The sequence below is a fragment of the Asticcacaulis aquaticus genome, from assembly GCF_028550415.1.
Taxonomy (GTDB): domain Bacteria; phylum Pseudomonadota; class Alphaproteobacteria; order Caulobacterales; family Caulobacteraceae; genus Asticcacaulis; species Asticcacaulis aquaticus.
The window spans coordinates 136,750-160,594 of sequence record NZ_JAQQKX010000006.1; the positions used below are offsets into that span (position 1 = coordinate 136,750).

The window sequence follows — 23,845 nt, forward strand, 5'->3', positions numbered from 1 at the left end:
GTCCTGGGTAATCCCGTTATGCCGGGGTTGGTGTGTCGTGGCGTAGCGGATTTCGCGCCTCAGGAAAAGTGAGTTTTGCTGAGGCTTCGCGTAAGACCCGACGGCATCGGGGATATGAGACTGCGCCGACTTGTCGTCGGGGATAAGCCCGGCTAGATTGATCTGGCTACCGATGGGGGGAATATCATGAGAATCGAACTGGATCGCCGTCAATGGCTGGCGGGGATCGCCGGCGTGTCGGTCATGACGCTGAGCGTGCGGGCTGATGCCGCCGAAACGCCGGCGGCCGCGGAGAAGACCGTCGTGCCACCGCGGCCCGAACTCGAAGTCTATGTCCGGAAACCGGATATATCCGATGTTAGCCTGTCGCCGGACGCCCGACATATCGCTCTGATTACGCTGGTCGAGGGCAAATATGTTCTGCTGATCCACGAGATCGCCACCCAGAAGAACAAGACGATATGGCTGGGGGAGTCCAAGGTTAGGAGCGTCTTCTGGGGCGATAATGAACATGTGGTGGTGTTTACGACTTCGACCGTCGGCCTGAGGGAGTTTACCGGGGCGCGTCAGGAACACAGTCAGGCGCATTATATCAACATAGCGACGAGTAAGTTGCGTACCCTGTTCGACAGGATGGAGAGTTTCTACAATACCGTCGAAGGCGATCTCTATCGCATCAAACAGGACGGCAAATACTACGTTACGGCCTCCAACTATTTCCTGCGCGACGACTATGGGCTCGTGCTTTACCGCTTCGATCTGGCGACGGGTAAGGCCAAACAGCTCGATGCCGGGGACAATGGCACCCGTCGCTGGGTTCTGACGCCCGCCGGTGTACCGGTGGCGCGTTGTGATTACGACCGTGACCGCAAGGAATGGCGTCTTCAGATGCGCAACGATAAAGGTATCTGGAAAGAAGTCTTCAAACAAAAGGAAGCCATAGATTATCCCTCTCTGGTCGGACTCGGTCGGGACGAAAAGTCCGTGATCATCTATATAGATGCCGGTGACAATGCCGGCGAATATATAGAGATCAGAAACGACGGGACGCTCTCCGAACCGTTGGACAAGGACGGTTATAATCGCGGTCCTATGTTCCATCCCACAACGAAACTGTTTGCCGGTTTCGCGCGTTGGGACGACTGGGTAACCTATGAGTACAACGACCCTCAGTTGAAACGTCTGGCCGAAGCCTGCAAAAAAGCCATGCCGGATTATAACGTCTCCATCTATGAGTTTGCTGCCGAAGATCCGCGCAAGGTCATCATTTACGGCGAAAGCCCCGACGATCCCGGAACCTACTATTTCATCGATTTCAGCAACGGGGATTACATTCCGGTCGGGGCCAACTATCCCGACCTGCCGACGCAATGGATCACCCAGAAAAAGCCGGTCACCTATAAGGCCGCCGACGGTCTGGACATCCACGGCTATCTCACTTTACCACCGCGCCGTGAGGCCAAAAACCTGCCGCTGATCGTCCTGCCGCACGGCGGGCCCCATGCTCGGGATACCTCCGGCTTCGACTGGGAGGCCCAGCTCTATGCCTCGCGCGGCTATGCCGTGCTGCAACCGAACTTTCGCGGCTCGACCGGCTATGGCAGCGACTTTGTCGAAGCCGGTTACGGTCAGTGGGGCCGCAAAATGCAGACCGATCTGTCCGACGGCGTCCGGTATCTGGTCAAGGACGGCCTTGTCGATCCCAAACGCGTCTGTATCGTCGGGGCCTCCTACGGCGGTTATGCCGCTCTGGCCGGGGTGACGCTTGATCCCGGCGTCTATAACTGCGCCGTGTCGGTCGCCGGGATCTCCGACATCAAGGCCATGCTGGAGTTCGATTCCAGCCAGTCCGGCTCCAGCACCAGCCCCGTCGTCCTGTCGCTCAAGCGCTCGGTCGGCGATCGCAAGACCCTCGATCAGATTTCGCCGATCAAATTCGTCGACAAGGTCACGGTCCCCGTTTTGCTCATCCACGGCAAGGACGACATCGTCGTCGATATCGGCCAGAGCCGGAAGATGGAGCGCGCGCTCAAATCAGCGGGCAAGGACGTGACCTTCATCGAGCTGAAAGGCGAGGACCACTGGTCGTCGGTCGAGGCCCGGCGGTTGGAAATGTCCACCGCCATCGTCGCCTTCCTTGAAAAGCATAATCCCCCGGGGTGACCGGGGGATTAGTTTCTAAACTATTGCTCCTGATTGACCCCCAGCGGCCGTTCGGTGGTGAAGGCAGCGCTCGGCGGCACCTTGAAGTCCTTCTCCAGCAGCGGCTTCGACGGATCGTAACCCGGCAAATCGGCGACGATCTCGCTGGCAACCGGAGCCTTGGCGTCGCGCAGGCCCTGCGCCACGATCTTGGCCAGTTCGTAAGCGCCGTAAGGGCCGTGGTGAGTGCCGTCCTTCTTCGAGTAATCCTCGTTGTGCATGAACAAAGCCATCGTGCCCTTGGGGCCCAGGGTCTCGTACAGCACACGGCTCTTTTCGTGCAGATCGATGAAGATCGCGCCCGATTCCGCCGCGGCCTCCTTGGCCATTTGCGGATAGTTGCCGAGCGTCTCGTTGACCTTGCCGCCCTCGAAGCGGTTGCGGTGCATCGGTGAGACGATGACGGCCGTGCCGCCCTTGGCCTTCACCTGATTGGCCCAGTCGATCAGGATCGCCTTGTACTTCTGCTCGGCGTCGGCATCCTTCGACTTCTGGTCGTTATGGCCGAACTGCACGATGAAATAGTCACCCGGCTTGATCAGCGAAATGATCTTGTCGAAGCGGTTGGCGCCCTTCGACGAGAAGGTCGATTCCCCCGACTCCCCGTGATTGGCGACGGCGACGGTCGGCTTGAAAAAGCGTGGGAACATCTGCCCCCACGAGGCATAGGGCTCGCCCGACTGATCGCAGACGGTCGAGTCCCCCAGCACATAGAGCGTCGGCACGGTGACCGGCTCGACCGTGATCGCGCGGACGGCAGGGGTGCCGTTGAATTCCAGCGTAATGCGCGCATCCCAGGCCCGGGCCTCGCCCTCGACCTCGCGCGGCACTTTCAGCTTGACCTTACCCCCCGGATAGACCGGCGTGCGGACATTGACGATAAAGGTCTTGGTCACCGAGCCCTTGGCGGGGACCTTGACGCGCTCCAGCATCAGGCGGCGCAGTTCGGCCTTGACGGTGGTCTCCGACGCCTGATCGCCGCCGAAGGTGACGGTGACCTTGTAATTGCCCTCCGGCACGTCGACCGAATAGTAGAAGGCCCCGTTGGCGCTCTGTTTCTGCAATTGCGGCGCGGTACCTTCGACGCCAAAGCCTGAGGCGGCATTATAAACGCCGTTGCCGACCACGGCAGAAGCTGTCGGCTTGGCGTCGCTGCCGAAAACGAAGGTCTTCTTGTCGGCGGCCTGAGCGGGCATTGCGAAAGCGCACACCAGCGCCGTCCCGGCAAAGAGCGAACGCGCAAAAGCAGATTTGGACATGGAAACCCCTGAGACCGTTGTGTGTCGTTATACGGCAAATGTCTCCGACGCCGTCGTCAGGTCAAGCCCGCCGCTATGCGACTTTGGTCTATAGAGGAAATCCCTAACCTTATACCTCCCTGGCTATGCCGGGGAGGGGGACCGCACGAGCCGCCAAAGGCGGTGAGATGTGGTGGTGGGGTATCTTGCTTACTTACGACTATGCTCGTGGAGCTTCCGTAAGAACCCCCACCACCATTCGCTTCGCTCATGGTCCCCCTCCCCAACAAGTTGGGGAGGTATGGATTTGCTTTCTTTCTTCCCCTCTTCCTGAGGGAGAGGGGCGGGCGCGGGCCTGCGAGGCTGAGGGGGAACTGCATCCACCTACCCCGACGGCCCCGGTTTCCGCCTCGGATCAGCCATCGGCTTTCCATCTTCATCGTACCAGGGATCATCCGGATAGGGATCGTCCGCATAATCATCCGCCAGATCATCGAGTTCCCGGCTCAGTTCGCCGTCCTCATCGATGTCGGGACGATAGCGCAACTCGGTCTTCAACCGGTCGAGCACATGCCGCCACGGGTCTTTGCCACCATCAACGGTCGCCACCGGCACCACCACAGAAGCCGGGGCGCGCTTGGTTTCCAGCTTCGGCGCCACCTGCAAGGCCACGACCCGCGCCACAGGCGACGCAACCGGCACGGCCACAGCGGGCAGGGGCGGCGCGGGCAACTTGCCTTTGTTGATCAGGCTCTGCTGCCATTCGGTCTTGTTAGCCAGCTCGACGCGATGAACGATCTTGACCGCCGCCTGCTTGTCGCGCAGCACGTCGGCGGCATCGCAGCGCGAATAGACCCGCTCGACCAGCGCCCCGAAGCGCATGGCGCGCTCGGCCTCGACCATATCCTTGGGATCGTCCATTTGCTCGACGCACATCAGTATGCGGTCGGCAAAGGCGCGCAGCCGCGCCCGCCGCTCTTCCGGCGTCAGCCTCTCCGATGTGCGCGGGTCCTGTGACATGGGAACAGGATAGGCGCGGTAGGTGGGGAGGGGGATTAATTGTAGAAATGATTGTTTCTAAAGTAAGGACGTTCGACGCATCTATCTGGAAACATCGTTAATTTGTGTCTATCGTGACACCGAACGAGATGCAGAAGCGCACGCTGAGGACGTTGTGATGGCCCCAAAGCTGGATGAGAAAATTACGCGCGTTGAGGCTCTGTCTCAGCGTCAACGGGAAATATTGCGGCTTATCGCGCGACACCTTCAGGCGAAGGAAGTCGCTCGCATCCTGAATATCAGCGAGCATACCGTCAAAACACATACTGTCGAAGCGCGCCGACGCTTGGGCGCATCGACGAGTCGTGCCGCAGCATTGATGGTAGTTGAATTTGACGCCCAGCAAGGCCTCACCCATGAGGGGGGACACCCGCCGAGAGTGATGCCCGATGATGAGGACGATGGTGCATCCTCGGACCATGAAAACGACACCACCCAATACCCCACACCACCCGAACGAAGCTTACCTTCTCGTCCGATGGGAAGAACTGGAAGCCGCTTGGCGGATGCTGGCGACACCGGAGAAACAGGCCGAGATTACGGATACGATCATAGCCATCCGCGAATTGAACCGCACGGCGGGGCCAGAGAAGGCCGTCTTTTCGATGATCGCCGCGACAGCCTGGCTTACGGACGATCACCCGGTATCGGAGACCGCTTAAGAAGTCTCAGCGCTATCCAATGGGTCGGTCTGATGATCGGCCTAACCCTTCTTATCATACTCGTGACAGGTGGCCTTATGGTCGGGATCGTGGGTGTTTTGGAAGCCATTCAACAGATTTACCGCCGATCCGGGTAAACATTCCCCGGTCGGTGCCAACCGGCCGGGGAACCGGCTCTTACAGTAAGGGCTAAACATGACTGATATTACCGCTAAGACTGCCATGAAACGCGCCGATATGGTACGCCAAGGTGCCGAAGAACTGTTTATGTCCGAAGATGCTGTTGAACACGCGCTGGCGCTCACCGCCAATCTGGCATCGAGCCTGAGCCGGATGCGCGTCAACAGCCAGTTGTCGGCGGTGATTGGACAGGAGGCCGTGAGTTCAGTGGCCGAAGCGGTTATGGCGCTTTCGAATGCCCGCGGCGCTTTGGTTAAGGCGCATGGCGCGCTAAAAGACGTTCAAACACAGATCGGTTGCCGTACCGTCGCTTACGGTACACAATATGAAAAGCCGGATGGCGATGACACACGCATTGAGGCGGAGGATAATATCGCCGCCTGATATACAGGGGGCAGAATGTATTCGATCTGGGCTTATCTGGGGTCGGCCATGGCCCTTGTCTTTGGAGCCTTAGCCTTATGGCGCGGCGGTCCCGCTGAACGCAGCGGGGCCGTCGTTATTTTAACGGCGTGGTTTATCACGCCGTTTCTACAAAAAAACTATGACCCCACGATCTGGGGCGTTGTTGTCGATGTCACGGCGTTTGTACTGATGCTCGGCATATCGATCTGGTCGCGCCGCATCTGGAGCCTCTTTGCGACGGCGTGTTCGTTCGCCGGTGTTCTGGCGCACATAGGTGCGGGGTTAGCGCTGAATATCGGCTATAACAGCTACCTGACGACGCTCATGATCCTTAGCGGGTACGGTGTCGCCTTTTCCTTAGTCGGCGCGGTCATAGAAAGCGAAGTCTACCGCCGTCGCGCCCAAGCTCAGGCGTCGGTGTCTTGATCCGCCAAAACAGCCTTCACGACACCAACAATGCTTCGGCGTTTCACCGGGCTCAGTTTTGGGAACGCCTCGGCCATTTCCAGCCCTTCGCCACTGATTAGGAAGTTCGACACTGTGATTTCGGACTCGGCGACCTCGGTTTCCGGGAAAGCCTCGACGCCCCTAAAGAAATAATCGACCGGCACTTTTAGCGCTTGAGAGGTTTCATACAGCTTTGATGCACTGATACGGTTGGCACCGCGCTCGTACTTCTGCACCTGCTGGAATGTGAGGTCTAAGGCATCACCTAACGCATCCTGAGACATGCCCAGCTCTTTGCGGCGTCTGCGGACCATAGCGCCAACGTGCTGATCGATAGGGTGCGGATCGCTCACTATACAAATATTCCTTGAATGCGCCTAAATCTTACCAACCGCTGTTAGATCAATCATCCATTTGGATCAATACTTCGAGATCAAACCCCCTGCCTCTCGCACCCGCGAAAATAATCGGGGCGAGGGGGTGGTGCTTTGACGCGGATTCGGTTATAGAGCGCGCCAAATCCAACACGCCGAACACTTTGGCCTCTCCCACACACCTGCGAGGGGCTTTTGTTTTGGCGGCGCGTATCGGGCGGCCATAAAGGTCAACTTGGGTGCGTGTGGACAGATTACCCCCTCACCCGGCGCTCCGCGCCACCCTCTCCCTCAAGGGAGAGGGGATTAATCAGAGCCCTTTATGAACCTTCGTAATATCGCCATCATCGCTCACGTTGACCACGGCAAGACCACGCTCGTTGACGCCCTTCTGGCGCAGTCCGGCGTCTTCCGTGCCAACGAGGCCACCGTCGAACGCGCCATGGACTCCAATGATCAGGAGCGCGAGCGCGGCATCACCATCCTCGCCAAGTGCACCTCCGTTCTGTGGAACGGCAAGGCGGGCGAAACCCGCATCAACATCATCGACACCCCCGGCCACGCCGACTTCGGCGGCGAAGTCGAGCGTATCCTCGGCATGGTGGACGGCTGCGTCATCCTGATCGACGCCGAAGAAGGCGTCATGCCGCAGACCAAGTTCGTGCTGGGCAAGGCGCTCAAGCTGGGCCTGCGTCCGATCCTGTGCATCAACAAGGTCGACCGCCCGCACGCCGATCCGGACCGCGTCCACAACGAAGCCTTCGACCTGTTCGCCGCCATGGGCGCGACGGACGAGCAACTGGACTTCCCGCACATCTATGCGTCGGGCAAGAACGGCTGGGCGACCATGGACCTCAACACGCCGTCGGAAAACCTGGCGCCGCTGTTCGACCTGATCGTCGATCACGTTCCGGCCCCTGCCGTGCAGAAGAACGTCGATCAGCCGTTCCAGATGCTGAGCGTTCTTATCGAATCCGACCCGTTCCTGGGCCGCATCCTGACCGGCCGCGTGCAGTCGGGTAAGGCGGTGCCGGGTCTGGCCATCAAGGCGCTGAACCGTGACGGCGTCGAAATCGAGCGCGGCCGCATCACCAAGGTGCTGGCCTTCCGCGGCCTGAAGCGTCAGCCGATCGACGAAGGCACCGAAGCCGGTGACATCTGCGCCATTGCCGGTCTGTCGAAGGCGACCGTGGCCGACACCCTGTGCGACATGAGCCTGACCGATGCGCTGCCGGCGCAGCCGATCGATCCGCCGACCATCTCGATGACCGTTTCGGTCAACGACTCGCCGCTGGCCGGTCGCGAAGGCACCAAGGTGCAGTCGCGCGTCATCCGCGAGCGCCTGCTCAAGGAAGCCGAGTCGAACGTCGCCATCCGCATCACCGAGTCGGCTGAGAAGGACGCCTTTGAGGTCGCCGGTCGCGGTGAACTGCAACTGGGCGTGCTGATCGAAAACATGCGCCGCGAAGGCTTCGAAGTCGCCATTTCGCGTCCGCGCGTCGTCTTCCAGACGGACGAAGAGACCGGCGAGCGCATGGAGCCCATCGAAGACGTCGTGATCGACGTCGACGAAGAATTCACCGGCATCGTGATTGAAAAGCTGTCGGCGCGTAAGGCTGAGCTGAAGGACATGGCCCCGTCGGGTGCGGGCAAGCAGCGCGTGGTGCTGAAGGCCCCGTCGCGTTCGCTGATCGGCTATCAGGGCGAGTTCCTGACCGACACGCGCGGGTCGGGCGTGCTCAACCGCGTCTTCTCGCACTACGAAGGTTATAAGGGTATCATCGACCAGAACCGTAAGGGCGTGCTGGTGTCGAACTCGGACGGTGAAACGGCGGCCTACGCCCTGTGGAACCTCGAAGAGCGCGGCGTGATGTTCGTCAGCGCCGGTGAAAAGACCTATATGGGCATGATCATCGGTGAGAACTCGCGCTCGGACGACCTCGACGTCAACCCGATGAAGGCCAAGCAGCTGACCAACGTCCGCGCCTCGGGCAAGGACGAGGCCGTGCGCCTGACGCCGCCGCGTCGCCCGACGCTGGAGCAGGCCATCGCCTATATCGAGGACGATGAACTGGTCGAAGTGACGCCGCTGAACATCCGTCTGCGCAAGAAGGAACTGAACCCGTCCTTCCGCAAGAAGCGCGTCAAGGCTGACTAAATCCCAAACCTTGGTAGACTAATACGCGGTCTGCGCTTGCCGGTACTAAGGGTACCGGCGGCGCTTGTCAGCTATTATTCGACTCAAGGTTTTGAAATTAGCTAACGATATGAACGGTCCCGGCAACGGGGCCGTTTTATTTTGGTGCGTCCGGTGAGAAGAGATAGGTGTAGGCCGCCCGGTCCTGAGGCGCAAAATCATCGGTAAACAGGTTCAGGCACTGACCGTAAATGGCCGGGTCCTGATCGGGCGACAGGCGGCGCGGCACGCCGTTTGCGCTAAGGCGGGCATCGACGGTCGTCATGGCCTTGAGCCAGCGCGCCTGAACCCTGGTCTTGTAGTCGCCCTCGGTCAGGTTCACCACGCGCCCGTTGGCGAAGCTGACGCGGTATTCGGCGGCGTCCGGCAGGCGCTTACTGCCGCCGCGCCGGACATACCGGGTCGTCTTATCGCATAGCAGGCTTACCGATCGGACGTCCTTGAGCCACAGGGTTTCCTGTGCCACCGAAAAACGATTGAGGTCGCGCACGACGATGCGATCCGCATAGAGGGCGACACCGCCGCCCATATCAGCGATCAGGGCCGACAGGCACAGCGTGCCGGTTATGCCCAACAGCCAAGGCCCGCTCAGCGGCGTCTTGTCTGTAATCCAAAGACCCGTCAAGCCCCAGACACCGAACACGATCAGTATGGGCCAGCAGGTCAGCGGCCACCAGAACAGAGGTGTGTCGGGAAGGCCATAAGGAAAGACCGACAGCGTACCGAACAGATGAAGCGGACCTATCATGCCGTACAGGATGGGCGCGGCGAAAACCAGCAGGCCCGCCATTTCATAAAAAACGCTGCGTCTGGCGCGCGATCGGCTGGTCATGATTTTTCCCCCACATGCCATCTTAAAACACGATATGGCCGGAGGCAAACGGGTAGATGCCTCATCGTTCCTTTAGAAAATTGCCTTTTTCCGGTCCTTTTTGCCCTCTGTAATAGAAACGGGCCGGGGATCGGAAACAGGAAGGTTTCGATGAAGCATTTGAAATCCCGCGCATTAATCGTTGCGCTGCCGTTGGTTCTCAGCCTGTCGGCGTGCGCCAGCCACAAATATGTCGATGACAAGATCGCCACCGCCAATGGCCGTATGGACCAGCAGGACGCGCACCTTGGGCAACTGGACCAGACGACGCAGGAGGCGCTGAACCGCGCCACGGCGGCGGGCAAGCTGGCCGAAGGCAAGTTCGTCTATTCGGTCGTGCTGACCGACGATTCGATCAAGTTCGACACGGGGCAGGCGGTGCTGTCGGAAACGGGCAAGCAGACTCTGGCGCAACTGGCCAGCCGCCTGAAGGCCGATAACAAGAACGTCTATCTGGAGATTCAAGGCTATACGGATTCCACCGGGACCGATGCCGTCAACTACAGGCTGGGGACCGACCGTGCCGACAGCGTGCGTCGCTTCCTGAACGGTCAGGGCGTGGCGCTGAACCGGATGGCCTCTGTGTCCTACGGGGCCGAACAGCCAGTGGCCGGGAACGATACGGCGCAAGGCCGCGCGGCGAACCGAAGGGTGGTTATCGTCGTGTTGTCCTGATTGGTTATATAGACCAACTATCCGAAAGCCCGTATCGCAAGATGCGGGCTTTTATGATTTGGGCAATATCCGGTCTTTGCGACACTTCTCTTAGGATGATTTTACCGTATAATCGCCGTAAGGAGGCTCCGATGCATATCACTTTAAACGGTAGAAAATATCCCCTACTGAAAATTGGCGTGCCGTGCTGGATCGGCTTTTTCGTCATATTGAGTCTTTTCTGGCATATCACGAAGTTAGAGGCTCGTCCTGAAGCGCCGGCCCCTTCGTCAGGTTACGTGGTCGCGGAAACGATCAACCGCACGACGCGTTATCTTAGCCAGACCGATGTCATGCTCCTGTGGGGGCATTGGGCCTTGGTTTTCGTGTATATGGCGGGGGTTGCGCTCTGGTTTTGGCGCCTCGGCGTTTTCAGCAGACGTAGATAAAAAAAGCCCGCCTCAGTTGAGGCGGGCTTTTCGTTACTTCTTCGCGGCGTCGTCGCCGGAGATGAAACCGTCGCCGTCCTTGTCACGCTTTTTGAAGTCTACCAGGCTGTATTCGGTCAGTTCCTCGATCGTCACCTTGCCGTCGCCATTGGTGTCGGCATTGAGAACGCCGCTGATGCGCTTGGCGGTCTTGGGATCGTCCAGCGGGGCGATGGCGACGTAGAATTTCTCGACCTCGGCCTTGTCCGCGAATTTGTCGCCGTTGGCGTCCATCTTCTTGAAGGTTTGCGGCTTGTCGCGGGTCCATTCGGCGGGGCTCAGCTTGCCGTCGCCGTCCTTGTCCATCTTGGCGAAGTGCTCGGGCAAGGCGGTCTGGGCGTTGGCGGCACCGGCGGCCAGCAGCAGCGCGCCAGCGAGGGCGAGAGGGGTGTGAATTTTCATGTGTGCATTCCCAAATATGTCATTGATCCGCCGTCGTTCGGCGGCACCGTCGTTGCGGCGCGCGGAGACTGTCCCGCGATATGGGGGCCATGTCCATACGACAAACGTCTATGGTAGCGATATAACGCACGAAAAAGGCGCAGACGTTGCCGCCTGCGCCAGTTCTGGGGTCAAGGGGCCATTATGGCCCCTTGCCTTATCTAAAGTGCCTTCACAATCCCTTCGACCATCTTCTTCGCATCGGCAAACAGCATCATGGTGTTGTCGCGGAAGAAGAGTTCGTTCTCGACCCCGGCATAGCCCGACGACATGCCGCGTTTGACGAAGAGAACCGTCTGAGCCTTTTCGACGTCGAGGATCGGCATACCGAAGATGGCCGAGGTCGGATCGGTCTTGGCCGCCGGGTTGGTGACGTCGTTGGCCCCGATGACGAAGGCGACGTCCGCCGTGGCGAACTCGGAGTTGATGTCCTCAAGCTCGAACACCTCGTCATAGGGGACATTGGCTTCGGCCAGCAGGACGTTCATGTGGCCGGGCATCCGACCGGCGACGGGGTGGATGGCGTATTTGACCTCGACGCCTTCCTCTTTGAGCTTGTCGGCCATTTCACGCAGGGCGTGCTGGGCCTGAGCCACCGCCATGCCGTAGCCGGGGACGATGATGACCTTCGAGGCGTTCTTCATGATGAAGGCGGCATCGTCGGCGGAGCCTTGCTTCACCGGACGGGTTTCGACGTGACCGCCACCGGCGGCTGCGCCCGCATCGGCACCGAAACCGCCAAGAATGACGCTGATGAAGCTGCGGTTCATGCCCTTGCACATGATGTAGCTGAGGATCGCGCCCGAGGAACCGACCAGCGCGCCAGTGATGATCAGGGCAACGTTTTCCAGCGTGAAGCCCAGCGCCGCCGCGGCCCAGCCGGAATAGGAGTTGAGCATCGAGACGACGACCGGCATGTCGGCCCCGCCGATCGGGATGATCAGGGTGATGCCCAGTACCAGAGCGATCAGGAAGATGCCCCAGAAGGCCCACTGCGCCTGACCGGCGGTGGCGATGAGGACGCCAATCAGGGCGAACACCGCCAGGCCCAGCACGATATTGATCAGATGCCGGGCGGGCAGGATGATCGGCGCGCCGGACATATTGCCGTTGAGCTTGGCAAAGGCGATGACCGAGCCGGTGAAGGTGATCGCGCCGATGGCGACACCGAGCGACAGTTCGATCAGCGACTGCGTCTTGATGCCGAGGCCTGAGTCGATATGGAAGGCGTCGGGGGCATAGAGCGCGCCCACGGCGACCAGACAGGCTGACAGACCGACCAGCGAGTGGAAGGCGGCAACCAGTTGCGGCATCGAAGTCATGGAGACCTTTTTGGCGATGGTCGCGCCGGCAAACCCGCCGACGGCCACGCCGCCGAGGATGAGCGCGAGGGTCACGCCGTCGAGCTGCTGCCCGATGAACAGGCCGAGCAGGGTAACGCCGATGGCGATGGCCATGCCGACCATGCCGTAGAGATTACCCTGACGCGAGGTCTCGGGCGAGGAGAGGCCGCGCAGAGCCAGGATGAACAGCACGCCCGACACGAGGTAAGCGAGGGCGGAGAAATCAGCGAAACTCATTACTTTGCCTCCGCCTTCTTTTCTTTTTTCTTGTACATGGCCAGCATCCGGCGCGTGACCATGAAGCCGCCGAAGATATTGACGGCCGCCAGCGCCGAAGCGATGGCGCCGGAGCCTTTGGATACCCATGCGCCCGCGCCGAAGCCCGAGGCGGCGGTGGCGATCAGGGCGCCCACGATGATGACCGAGGAGATGGCGTTGGTGACGGCCATCAGCGGCGTATGCAGGGCCGGGGTCACCGACCAGACGACGTAGTAGCCGACAAAGACCGCCAGCACGAAGATGGCGAAATGGAAGACGGTGGGGTTGATGTGTTCCACGGTGTCCCTCCCTAATTCTGAAGATTCGGGTGCACGACGGCACCGTTTTGCGTGACCAGCGCGGCCTTGAGGATCTCGTCCTCGAAGTCCGGTGCAATCTGGCCTTCCTTGTTGATCAGCAGGCCGACAAAGGCCTGCAGGTTCTTGGCGTAGAGCGCCGAGGCGTCGTTGGCGATGGCCGTGACGATGTTCGACGGGCCGTAGATTTTCACGCCGTTGGCATCGACGACGGTATCGGCAAGCGTGCCTTCGACATTACCACCCTGCGGCGCGGCGAGGTCGACCAGCACCGAGCCGGGCTTCATCGAGGCGACCTGAGCGGCATTGACCAGCACCGGGGCCGCGCGACCGGGAATCAGGGCCGTGGTGATGACGATGTCCTGCTTACCGATATGGCTGGTGACCAGATCGGCCTGTTTGGCCTTATATTCCGCCGACATTTCCTTGGCGTAGCCGCCAGCGGTTTGGGCGTTTTTGAACTCTTCGTCCTCGACGGCGATGAATTTTGCCCCGAGCGATTCGACCTGTTCCTTAGTCGCCGGGCGGACGTCGGTAGCGGTGACGACCGCGCCCAGACGACGGGCCGTGGCGATGGCCTGAAGGCCCGCGACGCCGACGCCCATGACGAAGACCTTGGCCGGGGCGACGGTGCCCGCGGCGGTCATCATCATCGGGAAGGCCTTGCCGTACAGATGCGCGGCCTCGATGACGGCGCGATAGCCGGCGAGGTTGGCCTGAGACGACAGGGCGTCCATGACCTGAGCGCGGGTGATGCGTGGCACGAATTCCATCGCATAGGCCGTGACACCGGTGTCGGCCAACGCCTTTAGCGCGTCCTTTTCACGATAGGCGTCGAGCAGCGCGATGACGGTCGCACCGGATTTAAAACCCTTGATGTCACCGGCTTGCGGGGCGCGGACCTTGAGCACGATGTCAGCCCCCTGGGCGTCCGTTGCGCTGACGATCTCTGCCCCGGCGGCAATATAGGCCTCGTCGGTAAAGGCGGCGGCCACACCGGCGCCGCTTTCGATAATGACGCGCTGACCGGCACCGACCCACTTTTTGACCGTGTCCGGCGTCGCGCCCACGCGCGTCTCCCCGGCCACAACCTCCTTCAGTATTCCTATCGTCACTGGCAAGGTGTTCCTCCCCGGATTTGTCTGATTTATTCAGAAAAATCCTTTCAATTGCAACATATTACGCTTTTACTATCTGTGGCCCAATAGGGGCAAAGCGCGCTCAAGTAAAGACAGATAGCTGAGTTTCTCTAAATTAAGCGCCTAGGGTCGGCCTTGCGCCGTCATGATCTTTCGTAAGCCACCCTAAGCCAGGCCGTGATAGCGCTATCCACATCGTCCGGGTGTGACAGGCGAATTTTACTGGTCAACCGCTCGGACCATCCCTCCTTGCCCGCGGGTTCGAGGCGGGCGTCGGCATCCGGTGCAATAGCGAGGCCGAGCCAGACGTCGCCGCCCTTGATCGGGCGTACGGCGGCGAACTGCACCTTGCGCGAAAAGGCTGAAAATCCCTTGCGCTGGGTGGGCACGAGGCCGTCGAAATCCGCGACGGCGGCCTCAACGGCGTTGAGGATGGCCGTGGCCGCCGGATCGGTCCACAGGGCGGCCCGCAAGGCGTCGGGTTCATCCCAGGCGTCGGCGGAAGGGTAGGCGGCGTCGAGGATCTGCGCGGCGCGGTTGACGCCGAGGCCGTAATTTTCCTTCAGCCAGACGCTGCGGGCACGGGGTTTGGTCTCCGGGCACTGCGTTTTCACGATCTCGACCCATTCGGCCAGAGTCTTGCCGGTGTCGCGCTCCAGCGACGCCTGAACCGAAGCGAACCATTTTTGCTGCCTGTCAGTCAGATTTTTGGCTGTGAGATTCGTCATGTGTGGCCCCATCTTTGGTTTTCTTTATAACCGTGTTTGGTCAGGACGATAGTCACGTGCGCGTTATGGCGCTTTCGGTCGGATTACCAGACTGACCATGACGAAGCTGAGGACGAGCAGCAGCGCCCACGCGCCGAGTTTGTGCAGGCTGACCAGATGCCAGGTTTCCTGCCCGGGATAGGTCCAGGTTTTGGTAAGGGTACCGATGTTTTCCGACACCCACAGGAAAAACGCGGTCAGAAAATTGGCCAGCAGGAAGGGCATCTTCCGATCGACCTTATCGACGCGAAACACGATCCATGTGCGCCAGAACAATCCGCCTATCCCCGCGAACAGGAGATAACGGATGTCGACCACATAGTGGTGGGTGAAGAAATTGACATAGATCAATATGGCCAGCCCAACCGTCGCCCATAGTGGCGGATAGTGCGTATAGCGCAGGTCCATGACGCGACTGGCTCGCGCGATGAACGAGCCGACACAGGCATACATGAAGCCGGTGAACAGAGGCACCTCGCCCAGACGAATCAGGGCGGCTTCGGGATAGGTCCACGACCCCATATGCGTCTTGAAGATCTCCATCGCCGTGCCGACCACGTGATAGAGAAAGATCACGCGGGCTTCCTCAAGGCTTTCCAGTCGGGTGAGCAGCATGAGAATCTGGATCGTCACCGCGGCGGCGAACAGGAAGTCGTAACGATAGAGGGGCGCGTCGGCGGGCCAGAAGAGGTGCGTGACGATCAGCAAGGCCAGCATCGCCGCGCCGAACAGGCACGACCATGCCATTTTCAGGCCGAACAGAATGAATTCGGCCAGAGGCGCGGGGAGGTGGCTCAGCGCGCGGTGAATGAACCGGCGCGGCGCTTGCAAAAAAGGCCCCAGCGGGTGGGGCCTTTCGCGGTTTCGATTATCGCTCACCGTGATCAGTGCGCGTTGGCGCCTTTTTTCAGGGCCAGAAAGCCGACGACGGCCACGACGAACGCCGAGATGGCGGCGGGGATGAAGCCCGCGCCCTTGACGGCGAACCAGACGGTGAAGAACAGGAGGCCGACGGCGATCACGAGGCTGCCCCACTTGGCCATGCCGGTGAACATGTCGAAGGTCGCGGCCTGTTCGTGGATGTCCATCTCACCCTTGTGGTAGTCGCCCGAATGATCTGCGGCCATGATGCGTTTCCTGAAAGAGAATAGGTTTGTTATCCGTTCTTACAAAAGGTGCGCGGATCGGTCAACGGGGCGATGGACGGTGCGCCTGAAATAGCGTAAAACTGGTTTCAAATGAGAATATAAAGATGCGACTGCATCTACACAGGGTGACGCACGGCAGGGCCATTTCTTACAGGTTGGGATATGGCGCTTCTGACTAGATTTTTCGGGCGACTGAAGCCGGGACACACGTCTGACGGTTCGGAGTTGCGTATCCGCCATACGCCGCTGGAGGATGCCTATGCCTTCGCCATCGGCTGTTCGATGATTGTGCTGGGGATCGTACTGCTGAAAGCCGTGGGGCTGGTCACCGGCGGGGTGGCGGGGATAGCGCTGCTGGTCTCTTACCTCGTGCCGCTGCCGGTCGGTGTGCTGTTTATGCTGATCAATGTGCCGTTTTTCGTCTTCGCCTATCTGGGCATGGGTCGTTTGTTCATGATCAAGACAGTGATCGTGTCGGCTTCGATCATGGCGTTGGGCGTACTTATGCCGCTGGCGGTACATATCGATTACGTGCAGCCCCTGTTCGCGGCCCTGTTCGGCGGGACGATCATCGGGATGGGGATATTGTCACTGGCGCGACACGGTGCCGGAGCAGGCGGTACAGGGGTCCTTTGCCTCTATCTGCAAAAGACGCGCGGCATTAATGCGGGTAAGACGCAACTGGTCATCGACGCCCTGATCGTGGGGTCGTCGTTCTTCGTTCTGAACGGCGAACAGTTGCTGTACTCGATCCTCTCGGCGGCGGCCATGAGCGGGGTCATGATGAGCTGGCACAAGCCGGAACGTTATATCGGGCATTGAGAATCTTATACCTCCCTGGCTATGCCGGGGAGGGGGACCGCGCCTGAAGGGCGTGGTGGTGGGGTGTCTTGCTGAGGTTCAGCGGGAGCTATCGTAAGTAAGTAAGCCCCCCCACCACCACATCTCACCACTTCGTGGCTCGTGCGGTCCCATCGTTTGGCGAAAGCTGTACTTTCGCCTTCAATGTACCCCAACAAGTTGGGGAGGTATGATTATATAAGCGCCTCGAACTGATCGATCAGGCCCTTCAACCGGGCGCAGCCCATTTCCCAGAACGCCTTCTCGCGCGGGTTCATGCCGAACGGGGCCAGAGCTTCGGTATAGGTCTTCGTGCCGCCCGCGCTGAGCAGTTGTTCGTACAGTGGCGTAAAGCCTTCGGGGTTTTCACGGCGTTTTTCCATCAAAGCCGAAACCAGCAGGTCACCGAACGCATAGGCATAGACGTAGAACGGCGCGTGGACGAAGTGGCTGATATAGGCCCACCAATATTCATACCCCTCATTCAGCGTAATCGCCGGGCCGAGGCTTTCGCCCATGATCTCCAGCCACAGAGCGTTGATCTGATCGATCGAGACCTCGCCCTCAAGCCGCAGGGCGTGGAACTTTTCCTCGAAGCGGTGGAAGGCGATCTGGCGGATGACGCTGTTGAGACCGTCTTCGATCTTGCCGGCCAGCAGGGCCTTCTTTTCGTCCGGCGTCGCGTCGGCGACCAGATATTCGAACACCAGCCCTTCGGCGAAGATCGAGGCGGTCTCGGCCAGGGTCAGCGGCGTGTCGGCGAGGATCGAGCCCAGCGGCGCAGCCAGAGTCTGATGCACCGCGTGGCCCAGTTCGTGCGCCAGCGTCAAGACCTCACGGCGTTCGCCGGTGAAGTTGAGCATGACATAAGGGTGGTGGCTCGACGATACCGGGTGGGCGTAGGCCCCCGACGACTTGCCTTCGCGCGGGGCGGCATCGATCCACGGGCGGTCGAAGAAGGTCTGGGCACGGGCGGCGAATTCCGGGCCCATCCTGGCAAACGAATCGAGCACGATCTGTTTGGCTTCGGTCCAGCTGTATTTCTTCTGCTCGGTCGTGGTTAGCGGCGCGTTGCGGTCCCAGAAATCGAGCGATTTGCGACCCATGATCTTCGCTTTGAGCGCATAGTAGCGGTGCGACAGGGCGGCGTAGGACTCGCCGACCGCATCGGCCATGGCGTCAACGGCATCGGCATCGACCTCGTTGGCCAGATGGCGCGAGGCGGCAGGAGTCGGATATTTGCGCCAGCGGTCTTCGACCTGCTTTTCAAACGCCAGCGTATTGAGCGCCAGCGCCAGCACCGGCGCATTGTCTTTCAGCGCTTCGGACAGGCCCGTGGCGGCGGCCTTGCGCACCTTGGCATCGGGCGAACCCAGCCGCGTCAGGGCGTCGTTCAGCGTCAGGGTTTCCTTGCCGACCTTGGCGCGCAACCGGGTAAGCGTTTCGTCGAACAGACGCACCCATTGGGCGACGCCGGGCATCTTTTCCAGCAGCAACTTTTCGAGGTCGGCGGACAGTTCGTGCGGACGGCTGGCGCGGATGCGGCGCAGCCACGGCCGCCATTTCTGCGCCTTTTCGGTGGCGCGCAGGGCCTGCTCGATCTCCCAGTCCTCAAGCTGGTTCAGTTCCAGCGACAGGAACAGGCTGTCGGTCGAGATCAGCGCCGCCTTGTTGCGCAGGTCGGCCTCCAGCTTGGCGACGTGGGCGTCTTCGCGGGCGATGGTCGAGGACAGGGTGGTGAAGGCCAGCGCCCCGCCCATCAGGTCCGAGGCGCGCTCATAAAGGGTCGCCGCCTGATCGATCGACAGGCCGAGACGCTCGGGATTGCCGCGCGAGGCGATGAAATTACCCTGAAGCTTGCCGAGCTCTTTCAGGGCCGCGGCGGCGGCGTCGAAGTCAGCGGCGATCTTGGGGTCTTCCGGGCCGCTATAGAGGTCGGTCAGGTCCCAGATCGGGAGCGTGTCGGGCGAATCGATGTCGAGGGCAGGGGTGATCTGTGTCATGTGCCGGACATAGCCAAAACAAAATCTAAAATCGAGGGGGATTTATCGCCCTGCCGGTGCCCCATCGGCCCGGGCCTCCGAAATCAGGCCCGCGCAGTTGGCATCGTCCGCCGTATCGAGGCTGAGGAACGGCACGACCGATTGCAGCGCCGCTGCCAGCCCACCCTGAATAATTGCCGGACCGGCCTGAATACCGACGGTCGGTTTCGACAGATGGCCGCCGATGACGATGGGGGCATTGATGCGGATCAGACGGAACTTTTTCGGCTTGCCCTTGAAGACCAGTTTCAGGCTCTCGTCATTGAGGTTGATCGAACCCTGACCATTGACCAGAACCACCCCCGTATCGAAGACGATGTGCTCGGCGCGCATGACGCCGTTCTGTACATTGAAGGTGGCGATGGCACAGCGCACGTCGGTTTCCTTGGGGTCTTTCGACAGAAGCTGGAATAGGCCTTTTGTGGCATTGACCCCCAGCAGTTCGGCGAGGCTCTGCCGCACCTTGCCGCCGGACATGACGACCGCGACCTGACCATCGGCATTGGCCGCCGCCTTGTGTACCGAATTGCCGCCGCCAGTGGCGCGAACGCGGGCGTTCAGGCGACCCTCCAAAGGTTTAGTGCCCTGAAAATCGGGCAGCCATTGCTGGACTGCCAGACCTGTCACGCGCAGATCGACGGTGTTGCTCTGGTTGGCTGTGCGGGCATTGATCTCCGCCGTGCCGGTCAGGCGGCCTTGCGGGAAACCGATGTCGATGGGATCGAGTGTCAGCAACCCCTTATCCAGCGACACCCCAAGGCTGACGGCGCGCAGCGGCAGGTTTGGACGCGCGCGCACTGAGGCGGCTTTATATGTGACCTTCGCGTCCATGCCGCGCACGCGTTCGATATCGAGCGTGGCGTTGGGAAGGACGCGGCGGCCAGTGGTGGCTTTTGGGTCCGCGACCAATTCGGGCGCGGCGGGTGCATTGGCTGCGGTCGCCCCGAACAGCGAGCCGAGGTCTTCGAAATCGAGCATTTTCGAGTTCAGGTCGCCCGTCAGATAGGGACGCCCGTCATCGCGGATATCGACCTTCAGATTGCCGTGCAGGTCGCTGCCGCCGACCTTGCCATTGATCCCGGCGATGTCGTAGGTGCGCTCGTTGCGCGTGACCTTGGCCGATATCTTATAGGGCGGGGTATTGGGCAGGGTCAGACCGGTCAGGTAATAAAGGTCGGCCAGGCTGTGGCCGCTGACCGAGACATTGGCATCGACCTGTCCCAGATTGAACGGGTGGATGACGCGGCCTTTGGCGGTCAGGCGCGTCGATCCGGCGCGCACGGTCATGTCGAACGGATAGGGCTGCGACGTCCGCACATTGAGCAGTGGCCCGCCGAAGGCTTTCAACTCGAATTCACGCCCGTTGAGCGTCCCGTCGCCGCTGATATTGAACGCCTGCTTGTCGCTACCGGCCTTTTCGCGCGCGTCGATCGTGCCTGTGAAGACCATCTTACGCTGGAGGCTGGTCAGGTGGATCTTGCCGTCGGTGATGATGAAATCCTTGATCGGCGGCAGTTTGGTCGGCTTCCCCTTGACCTTGCCGTCACTGAAATCCCAGTTGGCGCGGCCGGTCTTGTCCTGATAGAGCGCAACATTGGGCCGGGTGACCTCCAGCCGTTGCAGGACGATGCGCCCGATAAACAAAGGCATCAGCTCTGCCCTGACCGCCAGTCCGTCGATATCGGCAAGGTTCGTCTGGTCTTTATGCCAGTCCGGCTGACCGATCTTAAGTCCGCCGATCGTGGCGTTGGGCGTAAAGCTGAACAGGTGGACGCGCAATGGTCCGGTGATCTGCACCGGACGGTGGGTCTTGCCGGAAATGATCGAGGAAAGCGTCGGTCGGAACCAGTCCCAGTTAGAGTTGGCCAGAAACAGGATCAGCGCGATCAGCAGCGCCAGAACGATGCCGATGGTCCAGCGGATCGGCGCGGATAGTTGTCGCACGCGTTTGGGTGTCGCCTTGATCCACGCCCACATTGCCGCACTGGCCCCGGCTATGTCGGCGCGGGCCTTGCGGCTGAAATCGCTGGCACGGTCTTTAAACGACGACAAGTTGGGCATACCGAGGGATTAGAGGAGGGACTCTACCCTAGGCACCGGCGGCATCAGGAATCGATCAGGGTTTACCGCCCATTTCTCTATAGACGGTCACCGGCGCGTGCCGATCCACTGCAACGCCCGGTTTACAAGCCGGTGTTTCGTGATAAATCTTGCCCCCATAAGGCATGACATCGGGGGGAAAGATGCGGCTCAAACTCAGTCTATCTACACTCATAATCCTGTTCGTCGCATCGCCCGCGGCGGCAGAGCTCCCGAAGTCATGGCAGGCATTTCTCGAAGAGAGCAGCGCTTCCTACAGCACGGTGGTTGCCGGGAATTTTGAAGATCAGCTTTACGTAGCGGCGAAAGCGGCGCCTACGCGGGAAGCAGCGGTAGCGGATTTCGCCCGCCGCCTCCGGCTCGATCCGGCCCGAGCGGGCGAATATGCCGAGCTGATCGTCGATAGTGTGGTCTATTTCCATACCTGCGAGACCGCGAGTTCCTGCGTCTTCGCACCGGGCACACCACTTTACGACCGCGTCCGGCAACTGACGCCGACGGAACCGACGGGTGGGCTGTTGTCGGCCATTCTTGAAACGGCGGCGTTGCGGGGCGAAGTGGCGGCTCAAATCCCGCTGATCGAGGCCCATCCCGCCGCCCTGTCCCTGCTGCAGCATTTCTATGAGTATGGCGCGGACACCAGCTTTCTGGCCGCCGCTTTGCTGAAAGTGCCCGACGATCCGACGGGACTTCCGCCGTTGCTGTTCGATCAGGCCCGTTTCTCGGGCACACAGGATGAAATGAGCGGTCTGGTCTATGCCGTACTGGAAACCACTGAAGCGCGGATGGCCGAGACGCCCGCCGGTCAGGCCTGGCGTCTGCAGATCGCCCAGCACCTGCTGGATGAGATGTTGAGTCTGGGGCTGACGCACGCGGCCGTCGAACGATATCTTGCCTATCCCGACGCGGTACGCGCCAGACTGCCGTTCCTGCCGATGGACTGGGCGCCGGACGATCAGTGCCGTCAGGCCGGGGACAGTCTGGCCTTTGCCGATCGGATGGCGGCGGCTCTGTGGGTCGAGGGGCATGAAACCGAGGCGCGCGCCCTGTGGGCCTTCGCCCTGCCGGCGGGATGGCGTAAGGCATCGCCGGTGTCGCTGTTTGATCCGGTGCGCGAAGCACTTAAGCCAACGGTCCCTGATGCCGCTCTGTTCACCCTCTATCTCGACCAATCGGACCGGCAAAAGAAGGGAGCCGACACCTGCGGCAATAAAATCTATTCCGGGGGCCTTCAGGGGGATAGCCCTCTGTTTCAAATGGCGCAGCATTCCGCGTCCGAGCGTGAAATCGTCGCGCGTCGCCTTCAGGCGGCTGGCTACGCCGATATGGCGGCGTGGCTGAGGTCGCAGGGCGAGTATCGCTATATTAGCGAGGACGAGTCGCTGTGGCAGGGTCGTGAGGCGCAGATCCCTGATACGGTTCGGGCGCGTCAGGCAGAGTGGGCAGGACGTATCGCGGCGGCCCGAACGATCGAAACCGAACGGTTGAAAGCCGCTATCGCTGGCCCGGTCCACGTCGCGTCGCCCACGCCGGTGGTATGGACCGAAAAACCCCTGCCGGACGGTGTCACCGCGTGGCAGGGCGACGAGGCGCCCGAGGTCCCGAAATCGGCGCAACTGCCCGAACGCATGGACTACGTCCTGAGATATGAGGCGTCGGGCGAGGATGCCGCGGTCGTCTTTGCCTCAGGCGAATACGATATGTCGGGTGAGCTTCCGGCGTTCGGCCTGTGGTTGGGGCTTAAACGCAAGGGTATATGGGAGGCGCCGCTTTATCTGGGGATGCAACAGCATTTTCCCTATGTGGTGACGCCGGGGTCGCATCTGCCGCTGATCCGGGACGACCGTCTGCAACTGGAAGTCAAGGTGCGTGAGATCGATCCCGACACGATTATCTTTCCGCCCGTCAATACGCAGTTCAAACGCCAGGCCGACGGCCTTTATCTCGATATCCCGCTGGCCGAATTGCGCGCCGATCGCGATGGCGACGGTCTGGCCGATATCGAAGAGCGGCGCATCGGCCTTGACCCGAATAAAGCCGACAGTGACGGCGACGGCGTAGTCGATGGCCGCGATCCCCTGCCTCTGACGGCTTACAAAACGAACACCGATCCCCGCACCGATCAGATCGCCCGTATCATTCTCAGACAGTTGATGGGACACGATGCCGGCGCCATCGTCGTGGCACCACGTGGGAAGAAGGCGTCGAATGCACTGGACGATATTTTGTCCGCTACCCTTGGCGGGGCTGTGCCGCAGGGGCCGCGCGGGACGATGTTCATCGTTTCGGCGCGAGACATATTTTCCGGTATCGTACAAACACCCTTCCGGCTGATCGTCTATTCGCCCGCCGACCTCGATCATCTGGGGCGCGGTGAGGCGCCCTTCTATCCGCCGCAGGTGACGACGATTTTCGCTTCGCCCGACGGTTCGTCGTTTTACGTCGCGTGGTCGGCCTCATGGGTCGGGGGGGCATTCATTGTCCGATGTAAGGGCGAGACGTGCACCACCAAGACGCTGAGCCAGTGGATCACCTGAGGTCATCCTGGGCCACAGGTCGTCTCTCAACGGGACATTAACCTTGTCTTTCAACGGGATTTTCAGGGTGTTGGGGTAAACCTGTCTCAAAATAATCCGTATCCGCACCGCAGCGGGACGGAAACCGATGATGAGA

22 protein-coding genes and 1 pseudogene are annotated in these 23,845 nt (G+C 60.6%); 10 read left to right on the plus strand and 13 right to left on the minus strand.

All coding sequences use genetic code 11. The features are described 5' to 3' along the window. Positions 1–186 precede the first annotated feature (186 nt). Positions 187–2,163, plus strand: a complete 1,977-nt coding sequence (locus PQU92_RS09405; RefSeq protein WP_272747959.1) for an alpha/beta hydrolase family protein — start codon at positions 187–189, stop codon at positions 2,161–2,163. A gap of 20 nt (positions 2,164–2,183) precedes the next feature. Here PQU92_RS09405 and PQU92_RS09410 read toward each other — a convergent pair whose 3' ends face one another. Next, positions 2,184–3,461: a rhamnogalacturonan acetylesterase gene (locus PQU92_RS09410; RefSeq protein WP_272747960.1), complete on the minus strand. Its 1,278-nt coding sequence runs from the start codon at positions 3,459–3,461 to the stop codon at positions 2,184–2,186. 363 nt (positions 3,462–3,824) lie between these two features. Continuing rightward, the gene (locus PQU92_RS09415; protein ID WP_272747961.1) at positions 3,825–4,460 is read right to left on the minus strand and encodes a hypothetical protein; all 636 of its coding nucleotides are present in this window, start codon (positions 4,458–4,460) and stop codon (positions 3,825–3,827) included. Positions 4,461–4,617: 157 nt separating this feature from the next. On the opposite strand from PQU92_RS09415, the pseudogene PQU92_RS18880 reads away from it, so the two are divergent. The 4 genes and pseudogenes from PQU92_RS18880 to PQU92_RS09435 form a co-directional block, all read left to right on the plus strand. Then, a pseudogene (locus tag PQU92_RS18880) lies at positions 4,618–4,761 on the plus strand (LuxR C-terminal-related transcriptional regulator); the annotation flags it as partial. Positions 4,762–4,918: 157 nt separating this feature from the next. After that, entirely contained in the window at positions 4,919–5,161 is a 243-nt protein-coding gene (locus PQU92_RS09425) for a hypothetical protein (protein ID WP_272747963.1), read from the plus strand. Between the two features lie 195 nt (positions 5,162–5,356). Continuing rightward, positions 5,357–5,725: a hypothetical protein gene (locus tag PQU92_RS09430; RefSeq protein WP_272747964.1), complete on the plus strand. Its 369-nt coding sequence runs from the start codon at positions 5,357–5,359 to the stop codon at positions 5,723–5,725. 15 nt (positions 5,726–5,740) lie between these two features. Further along, on the plus strand, positions 5,741–6,172 hold the full coding sequence (locus PQU92_RS09435) for a hypothetical protein (protein ID WP_272747965.1): 432 nt from the start codon (positions 5,741–5,743) through the stop codon (positions 6,170–6,172). On the opposite strand, the gene PQU92_RS09440 is transcribed toward PQU92_RS09435, so the two are convergent. Next, positions 6,154–6,507, minus strand: coding sequence for a helix-turn-helix domain-containing protein (locus PQU92_RS09440; RefSeq protein WP_272748021.1), 354 nt, complete (start codon positions 6,505–6,507; stop codon positions 6,154–6,156). The genes PQU92_RS09435 and PQU92_RS09440 overlap by 19 nt on opposite strands. A gap of 382 nt (positions 6,508–6,889) precedes the next feature. Here PQU92_RS09440 and typA point away from each other — a divergent pair, with 382 nt between their 5' ends. Next, entirely contained in the window at positions 6,890–8,725 is a 1,836-nt protein-coding gene (gene typA, locus PQU92_RS09445; protein WP_272747966.1) for a translational GTPase TypA, read from the plus strand. A gap of 136 nt (positions 8,726–8,861) precedes the next feature. Here the strand turns inward: typA and PQU92_RS09450 are convergent, their stop codons facing one another. Continuing rightward, positions 8,862–9,596 (minus strand): hypothetical protein, encoded by a 735-nt coding sequence (locus PQU92_RS09450; protein ID WP_272747967.1) that lies wholly within the window; start codon positions 9,594–9,596, stop codon positions 8,862–8,864. A 150-nt stretch (positions 9,597–9,746) separates the two neighbouring features. Here PQU92_RS09450 and PQU92_RS09455 point away from each other — a divergent pair, with 150 nt between their 5' ends. Both PQU92_RS09455 and PQU92_RS09460 read left to right on the plus strand, forming a co-directional pair. Continuing rightward, the gene (locus PQU92_RS09455) at positions 9,747–10,310 is read left to right on the plus strand and encodes an OmpA family protein (RefSeq protein ID WP_272747968.1); all 564 of its coding nucleotides are present in this window, start codon (positions 9,747–9,749) and stop codon (positions 10,308–10,310) included. 131 nt (positions 10,311–10,441) lie between these two features. Continuing rightward, the gene (locus PQU92_RS09460) at positions 10,442–10,738 is read left to right on the plus strand and encodes a hypothetical protein (protein WP_272747969.1); all 297 of its coding nucleotides are present in this window, start codon (positions 10,442–10,444) and stop codon (positions 10,736–10,738) included. A 33-nt stretch (positions 10,739–10,771) separates the two neighbouring features. Here the strand turns inward: PQU92_RS09460 and PQU92_RS09465 are convergent, their stop codons facing one another. The 7 genes from PQU92_RS09465 to PQU92_RS09495 all read right to left on the minus strand — a co-directional run bounded on the left by PQU92_RS09465 (position 10,772) and on the right by PQU92_RS09495 (position 16,169). After that, positions 10,772–11,179, minus strand: a complete 408-nt coding sequence (locus PQU92_RS09465) for an EF-hand domain-containing protein (protein WP_272747970.1) — start codon at positions 11,177–11,179, stop codon at positions 10,772–10,774. 200 nt (positions 11,180–11,379) lie between these two features. Beyond that, positions 11,380–12,798 (minus strand): NAD(P)(+) transhydrogenase (Re/Si-specific) subunit beta, encoded by a 1,419-nt coding sequence (locus PQU92_RS09470; protein WP_272747971.1) that lies wholly within the window; start codon positions 12,796–12,798, stop codon positions 11,380–11,382. Next, the gene (locus PQU92_RS09475) at positions 12,798–13,118 is read right to left on the minus strand and encodes a proton-translocating transhydrogenase family protein (RefSeq protein WP_272747972.1); all 321 of its coding nucleotides are present in this window, start codon (positions 13,116–13,118) and stop codon (positions 12,798–12,800) included. Before PQU92_RS09475 ends, PQU92_RS09470 begins: the two co-directional genes overlap by 1 nt. Positions 13,119–13,129: 11 nt before the next feature. Next, entirely contained in the window at positions 13,130–14,257 is a 1,128-nt protein-coding gene (locus PQU92_RS09480) for a Re/Si-specific NAD(P)(+) transhydrogenase subunit alpha (protein WP_272747973.1), read from the minus strand. 161 nt (positions 14,258–14,418) lie between these two features. Then, a complete protein-coding gene (locus PQU92_RS09485) occupies positions 14,419–15,003 on the minus strand; it encodes a DUF4287 domain-containing protein (protein ID WP_272747974.1) in 585 nt (194 codons plus the stop codon). Between the two features lie 63 nt (positions 15,004–15,066). Then, positions 15,067–15,873 carry a DUF817 domain-containing protein gene (locus PQU92_RS09490; RefSeq protein ID WP_272747975.1) on the minus strand — a complete coding sequence of 269 codons (807 nt, stop codon included), beginning with the start codon at positions 15,871–15,873 and terminating at the stop codon, positions 15,067–15,069. Positions 15,874–15,926: 53 nt separating this feature from the next. Then, positions 15,927–16,169 carry an aa3-type cytochrome c oxidase subunit IV gene (locus tag PQU92_RS09495; RefSeq protein WP_272747976.1) on the minus strand — a complete coding sequence of 81 codons (243 nt, stop codon included), beginning with the start codon at positions 16,167–16,169 and terminating at the stop codon, positions 15,927–15,929. A 183-nt stretch (positions 16,170–16,352) separates the two neighbouring features. Between PQU92_RS09495 and PQU92_RS09500 the strand changes: the two genes are divergently transcribed. Then, positions 16,353–17,012 (plus strand): YitT family protein, encoded by a 660-nt coding sequence (locus tag PQU92_RS09500; protein ID WP_272747977.1) that lies wholly within the window; start codon positions 16,353–16,355, stop codon positions 17,010–17,012. Positions 17,013–17,224: 212 nt separating this feature from the next. Here PQU92_RS09500 and PQU92_RS09505 read toward each other — a convergent pair whose 3' ends face one another. Together PQU92_RS09505 and PQU92_RS09510 are read right to left on the minus strand one after the other, a co-directional pair. Next, positions 17,225–19,033, minus strand: a complete 1,809-nt coding sequence (locus PQU92_RS09505; RefSeq protein WP_272747978.1) for a M3 family oligoendopeptidase — start codon at positions 19,031–19,033, stop codon at positions 17,225–17,227. A 42-nt stretch (positions 19,034–19,075) separates the two neighbouring features. Next, positions 19,076–21,124, minus strand: coding sequence for an AsmA family protein (locus PQU92_RS09510; protein WP_272747979.1), 2,049 nt, complete (start codon positions 21,122–21,124; stop codon positions 19,076–19,078). 191 nt (positions 21,125–21,315) lie between these two features. Here PQU92_RS09510 and PQU92_RS09515 point away from each other — a divergent pair, with 191 nt between their 5' ends. Continuing rightward, positions 21,316–23,709: a hypothetical protein gene (locus PQU92_RS09515; protein WP_272747980.1), complete on the plus strand. Its 2,394-nt coding sequence runs from the start codon at positions 21,316–21,318 to the stop codon at positions 23,707–23,709. Positions 23,710–23,845 lie beyond the last annotated feature (136 nt).

What these genes read in the sequence shown, in the direction of transcription:
- PQU92_RS09405 (WP_272747959.1), top strand. Translation starts at nt 187, where the DNA reads ATGAGAATCGAACTGGATCGCCGTCAATGGCTGGCGGGGATCGCCGGC.
- PQU92_RS09410 (WP_272747960.1), bottom strand. Translation starts at nt 3,461, where the DNA reads ATGTCCAAATCTGCTTTTGCGCGTTCGCTCTTTGCCGGGACGGCGCTG.
- PQU92_RS09415 (WP_272747961.1), bottom strand. Translation starts at nt 4,460, where the DNA reads ATGTCACAGGACCCGCGCACATCGGAGAGGCTGACGCCGGAAGAGCGG.
- PQU92_RS09425 (WP_272747963.1), top strand. Translation starts at nt 4,919, where the DNA reads ATGAAAACGACACCACCCAATACCCCACACCACCCGAACGAAGCTTAC.
- PQU92_RS09430 (WP_272747964.1), top strand. Translation starts at nt 5,357, where the DNA reads ATGACTGATATTACCGCTAAGACTGCCATGAAACGCGCCGATATGGTA.
- PQU92_RS09435 (WP_272747965.1), top strand. Translation starts at nt 5,741, where the DNA reads ATGTATTCGATCTGGGCTTATCTGGGGTCGGCCATGGCCCTTGTCTTT.
- PQU92_RS09440 (WP_272748021.1), bottom strand. Translation starts at nt 6,507, where the DNA reads ATGGTCCGCAGACGCCGCAAAGAGCTGGGCATGTCTCAGGATGCGTTA.
- typA (WP_272747966.1), top strand. Translation starts at nt 6,890, where the DNA reads ATGAACCTTCGTAATATCGCCATCATCGCTCACGTTGACCACGGCAAG.
- PQU92_RS09450 (WP_272747967.1), bottom strand. Translation starts at nt 9,596, where the DNA reads ATGACCAGCCGATCGCGCGCCAGACGCAGCGTTTTTTATGAAATGGCG.
- PQU92_RS09455 (WP_272747968.1), top strand. Translation starts at nt 9,747, where the DNA reads ATGAAGCATTTGAAATCCCGCGCATTAATCGTTGCGCTGCCGTTGGTT.
- PQU92_RS09460 (WP_272747969.1), top strand. Translation starts at nt 10,442, where the DNA reads ATGCATATCACTTTAAACGGTAGAAAATATCCCCTACTGAAAATTGGC.
- PQU92_RS09465 (WP_272747970.1), bottom strand. Translation starts at nt 11,179, where the DNA reads ATGAAAATTCACACCCCTCTCGCCCTCGCTGGCGCGCTGCTGCTGGCC.
- PQU92_RS09470 (WP_272747971.1), bottom strand. Translation starts at nt 12,798, where the DNA reads ATGAGTTTCGCTGATTTCTCCGCCCTCGCTTACCTCGTGTCGGGCGTG.
- PQU92_RS09485 (WP_272747974.1), bottom strand. Translation starts at nt 15,003, where the DNA reads ATGACGAATCTCACAGCCAAAAATCTGACTGACAGGCAGCAAAAATGG.
- PQU92_RS09495 (WP_272747976.1), bottom strand. Translation starts at nt 16,169, where the DNA reads ATGGCCGCAGATCATTCGGGCGACTACCACAAGGGTGAGATGGACATC.
- PQU92_RS09500 (WP_272747977.1), top strand. Translation starts at nt 16,353, where the DNA reads ATGGCGCTTCTGACTAGATTTTTCGGGCGACTGAAGCCGGGACACACG.
- PQU92_RS09505 (WP_272747978.1), bottom strand. Translation starts at nt 19,033, where the DNA reads ATGACACAGATCACCCCTGCCCTCGACATCGATTCGCCCGACACGCTC.
- PQU92_RS09515 (WP_272747980.1), top strand. Translation starts at nt 21,316, where the DNA reads ATGCGGCTCAAACTCAGTCTATCTACACTCATAATCCTGTTCGTCGCA.